The organism is Elioraea sp., from assembly GCF_051860475.1.
Classification (GTDB): domain Bacteria; phylum Pseudomonadota; class Alphaproteobacteria; order Acetobacterales; family Acetobacteraceae; genus Elioraea.
Window position 1 is genome coordinate 1 of record NZ_JBHYDW010000241.1, and the last position, 3567, is coordinate 3567.

The window sequence follows — 3567 nt, forward strand, 5'->3', positions numbered from 1 at the left end:
GTCCACTACGCCGCGCGCTCGCCCGCGCGCATGGCCTTCCGTGAGGAGATGCGCACCATCGCCGGGTCGCGGTTGACGACCTGGCTCGGCTCGGCGGGCGCGCGGCTCGACATTCCCGCCGCGATCGGCTCGTGGCGGGCGGGGCGGCATCTCTCCGTCTGTGGCCCGGCCAGCATGATCGAGGCGACGCGCACAGCGGCGAAGGCGCAGGGCTGGCCCGCCGCCGCGGTTCACGTCGAGACCTTCGGCGCGGCACCCGGCGTGGCGGAGCGCGGCTTCACGATCGACCTCGCGCAGTCGCGCATCTCGATCGCGGTCGCGCCGGGGGAGAACATCCTCGATCGCCTCTTCGCCGTCGGCGTGCTGCCGGGCTTCGACTGCCGGCGCGGCGCGTGCGGCGCCTGCCTGACGCGCGTCGTGGTGGCCGGCCCGGTCCCACGACTTCGCCCGCTCCGTCCTCGGCCACATGCGATCGCCGGGGGCCGCCGAGGCCCCGCTTGACGCGGGAGGCACACTACAAAAGATAACCGCCTCGGCAGGCTCACGCCCGGCTCGGGCCGGTCCTCACCTCGGGATTCCCATGGCAACTCCGCCTCGACGCTACGACATTCTAGTGATCGGCGGCGGCAACGCGGCGCTCTGTGCGGCGATCAGCGCACGTCGTGCCGGTGCTAACGTCCTGGTGCTGGAAGCTGCACCAAAATTCTGCCGTGGCGGGAATACACGCCACACGCGCAACATGCGCTGCGCACATGACAGCGCGACCGAGACGCTGTCGGGTCCATACACCGAGGACGAGTTCTTCGACGACCTGCTGCGCGTCACCGGCGGGCGTACCGACCAGGAGCTCGCGCGGCTGATGATCGCGGAGTCGAAGGAGGTGCTCGACTGGATCCAGGAGCAGGGTGTCCGTTTCCAGCCCTCGCTCGGCGGCACGCTCAGCCTTGGCCGCACCAATTCCTTCTTCCTCGGCGGCGGGCGGGCCATGCTGAACGCGCTCTATCTGACCGCCGAGCGACTCGGCGTCGAAATCCGCTACGAGGCCGAGGTGGTCGGTCTCGACGTCGCCGACGGGTTGTTCCTCGGCGCCCGGATGCGGAACGCAGGCCGCGAGACGCGGATCGAGGCGGAAATCCTGGTTGCCGCCTGCGGCGGGTTCGAGGCTAATATCGACTGGCTGAAGCAGGGCTGGGGCGAGGCAGCGGAGAACTTCCTGATCCGTGGCACGCCCTACAACCGCGGCACGGTGCTGCGGATGCTGCTCGATGCCGGTGTTCAGCCGATCGGCGATCCGACGCAGTGCCACGCGGTCGCGATCGACGCACGGGCGCCGAAGTTCGACGGCGGCATCATTACCCGGCTTGACTGCGTCCCGTTCGGGATCGTCGTGAACCGGCAAGCGCAGCGCTTCTACGACGAGGGCGAGGATATCTGGCCCAAGCGCTACGCGATCTGGGGCCGCCTGGTCGCGCAGCAGCCGGATCAGATCGCCTATATCCTCTTCGACGCGCCAGCGCTGACACTGTTCATGCCCTCGCTCTATCCGCCGATCACGGCGGGCAGCATCCGCGAGCTCGGGGCCAAGCTCGATCTCGACCCGCCCGCGTTCGACGAGACCGTGGCCCGCTTCAACGCCGCCGTCCGCCCCGGCGGCTTCGACCACACGATCCTCGACGACTGCCGTACGGAGGGCCTCGACCCACCGAAGACCCACTGGGCGCGGCGGATCGAGACCCCGCCCTTCCACGCCTATCCCGTGCGCCCGGGCATCACCTTCACGTATCTCGGCGTGCGCGTGGACCCCGACGCGCGCATAGTGTTGGCGAACGGGACGAAGGCCGTCAACATGTTCGCCGCCGGCGAGATCATGGCCGGCAACGTGCTCGGCCAGGGTTACGCCGCCGGGATCGGCATGACGATCGGCTCGGTGTTCGGCCGCATTGCCGGGCGCGCGGCCGCGGTCGAGCTGGAACGACGACGCAACACACAAAGGGACGCGGCAGCATGAGCCTGCACACGCCGCCCGGCCACGCTTCCGCGCCGCTCGCCGAGGCCGACCGGCTGATGACGGTCTGCAACGCCTGCCGCTACTGCGAGGGGCTGTGCGCGGTGTTCCCGGCAATGGAGATGCGCCGGTCGTTCTCGGACGGCGACCTTAACTACCTCGCCAATCTCTGCCATTCCTGCGGCGCCTGCTACGTCGACTGCCAATTCGCCCCGCCGCACGAGTTCCAGGTGAACGTGCCGCAGACGCTGGCCGCGGTGCGCGCCGACAGCTACCGCCGCTACGCTTGGCCGGCAGCCCTCGCGCCGCTTTTCGACCGCAACGGGCTCTGGATCGCGTCGATCGCTGCCCTCGGTATCGCGGTGTTCATCGCCGGCTTCGTCGCCTGGAACGACGCGGCGGTGCTGTTCGGCAGCCACACCGGGCCCGGCGCGTTCTACCGGCTGATGCCGCACGACACGATGGTGGTGGTGTTCGGCGCGGCCTTCGGCTACGCGATCCTCGCGCTCGCGATGGGCCTGCGCGTGTTCTGGCGCGACATCGGCGAGCCGGCCGCGACGCTCGCCGAGCCCGCCTCGCTCTGGCAGGCGGTCAAGGATGCTGCGACCTTGCGCAATCTCGACGGCGGCGGGGTCGGCTGCTACGGCGCGGACGAGCGGCCGACCGACACCCGCCGGCTGTATCACCACCTCACCTTCTACGGCTTCCTGCTCTGCTTCGCCGCGACCTCGGTGGCCACCGTCTATCATTACGGCTTCGGGCGGATCGCCCCCTATCCGTGGTGGGACCTGCCGGTGGTGTTCGGCACGGTGGGCGGGATCGGCCTGCTGATCGGACCGGCCGGACTGCTGGCGGCGAAGTGGTCGCGCGATCCGGCGCTGCGCGACGATGCCCGCTTCGGCATGGATGCGGCGTTCCTGGCGATGCTGTTCCTGACCAGCCTGACCGGGCTGCTGCTGCTGGCGCTGCGCGCCACGCCGGCGATGGGCATGCTGCTCGCGCTGCATCTCGGCGTGGTGTTCGCGCTGTTCCTGACCATGCCCTACGGCAAGTTCGTGCACGGGCTCTATCGCTTCGCCGCCCTAGTGCGCTACGCGCGCGAGCGGCGGCAGATGGCGGAGGCGCCGGCGGCAGGCGGCTGACCACGCGCATGGCGCGCGAGACGCTGTCGCTCGCCGCGGCACGCCGGGTCGCGCTCGCCGCGCAGGGCTTCGGCGCCGACCGCGACGCCGCGAGCCCCGACCGGCGCGCACTGCGCACGATGATCGAGCGGCTCGGCGTCGTGCAGATCGACTCCGTGAACGTGCTGGCGCGCGCCCATACCCTGCCGGGGTTCTCGCGCCTTGGCTGCTACGCGACCGCCGATCTCGACATGCTCGCCTACGCTGGGCGCCGACGCACGCTGTTCGAGTACTGGGGCCACGAGGCATCCTACCTCCCCGTCGGGCTACATCCATTGATGCGCTGGCGCATGGCGGGCGCTGCCCGCGGTGAGGGCATCTATGGGGGTCTCGCCGCGTTCGGCCGCGACCGCGGCGCGCTGATCGACGAAGTGCGGCGCG

The 3567-nt window shown here is 70.5% G+C and carries 4 protein-coding genes; all 4 read left to right on the forward strand.

All coding sequences use genetic code 11. The features are described from left to right. The coding region (locus tag ACTIFU_RS23055; RefSeq protein WP_439580668.1) for a flavin reductase family protein at window positions 1-501 on the forward strand (501 nt) is incomplete at its 5' end. Window positions 502-580: 79 nt separating this feature from the next. Beyond that, window positions 581-2008, forward strand: a complete 1428-nt coding sequence (gene tcuA / locus ACTIFU_RS23060) for an FAD-dependent tricarballylate dehydrogenase TcuA (RefSeq protein ID WP_439580669.1) — start codon at window positions 581-583, stop codon at window positions 2006-2008. Continuing rightward, window positions 2005-3147, forward strand: a complete 1143-nt coding sequence (gene tcuB, locus ACTIFU_RS23065) for a tricarballylate utilization 4Fe-4S protein TcuB (RefSeq protein ID WP_439580670.1) — start codon at window positions 2005-2007, stop codon at window positions 3145-3147. Before tcuA ends, tcuB begins: the two co-directional genes overlap by 4 nt. 8 nt (window positions 3148-3155) lie before the next feature. Next, a partial coding sequence (locus ACTIFU_RS23070) for a DNA glycosylase AlkZ-like family protein (protein WP_439580671.1) occupies window positions 3156-3567 on the forward strand: 412 nt, incomplete at its 3' end.